Raw genomic sequence first — 1,269 nt, forward strand, 5'->3', positions numbered from 1 at the left:
GCGCCGACCGCCGCGCCGATCTTGGTCGCGACGCGCGCGATGAATTTCTCCGGCGCGAACAGCGCGGTCGTGTCGGCCGGCAGGAAGCGCGCGAAGAACGTCCGCGCCACCGCATCCGCCGTGGTCGCGCGATCGGGCAGGTAGAAGAAGTCGCGATAGATCTCGCCGCACCCGCCCGACGCCGCCAGCGCGCCGCCGTCATGCCGCTTCGCGCAGGCCGCGCTATGCCCGCCGGCGTCGAAGATGTTGCCATAGGTGGGCAACGCGTCCCACGCCTCGAACTCCGCCGCCACCTGTCCGGCGAAGGCGTCGGGCGCGATCGTCACCAGCGCCTTGTTGATCCATTCGACCGCCACGCCCTCGCCCGCGCCGATCGCCTGCGCGATCGTCACGTCGTCGCTGCCGGGCGGGCCATAGACGTAGAGGTGCGGCGCGGCGCCTTCGTGGCGCAGCGCGGCGTACAGCAGCCGCGAATCGATCCCGCCCGACAGCGGGCAGCGGATATCGTCGCCGAACGATGCGACATGTGCGCCGACGATCGACGACAGGCGCGCGCGGTGGCGCGCGATCCGCTCCGGCATCGCCATGCGCGCCGCGTCGCGGGGCAGGGTGCGCGTGACGGAGTGGAAGCGCGCGCCGTCGGGGGTCAGCTCGACGATGCGATCGGGGCCGAGCGTCGACAGCCCCTCGAACACCGTATCGTCTCCGATCGGCATGACGTTGAACGCGAATTCGTACACGCCCTGCGCGCTGAACCGCACCTGCGGCAGCGCGGCGAGCGTGGCGAGCAGCGAGGTGGAGAAGACCCGCGCATCGGCATCGTGGAACAGCTGGAACGCGCCGAACCAGTCCGTGAACAGGAACGTGCGCCCCGCGTGCCGTACCAGCGCCACGAACTGCCCGCCGACGCGCGACCAGTCGAGCCGCGTCGGATCGCCCGCGTCGAGCAGCAGCGCGAGCGCATCGGCGCCCATCCTGCCATCCACGACCAGCGTGCCGGCGACGGCGACGCGATCGTCGCCGCGCGCCATCCACGTGTCCGGTCCGCCGCGGATATAGGGGGCGTGCAGCCCGTCCCAGCCATCGACCGCGAAGGGCGTGACGGTGGGAAAGCCATGCCGCCCGAACTGCGCGGCGGCGGCATCCAGCGCATCGGGGCAAAGGCCCGCGGCGGCATTTGCGGTGCGAAGGAACAGCCCGGCCACGCGTTACATCCCCGCCGTCGCTGTGGCCGCGGGCGGCGCGGCCACAGCGACGGCGGGGATGTAA

General features: G+C 72.1%; 1 protein-coding gene. It reads right to left on the reverse strand.

The window, feature by feature from the left end; translation table 11 throughout:
• Positions 1–1,205 (reverse strand): hypothetical protein (locus tag AX685_RS12315; protein WP_197418599.1); only part of this gene is annotated, 1,205 nt, incomplete at its 3' end.
• Positions 1,206–1,269 lie beyond the last annotated feature (64 nt).

It is taken from the genome of Sphingomonas sp. CCH9-F2 (assembly GCF_001556735.1).
Classification (GTDB): domain Bacteria; phylum Pseudomonadota; class Alphaproteobacteria; order Sphingomonadales; family Sphingomonadaceae; genus Sphingomonas; species Sphingomonas ginsenosidimutans.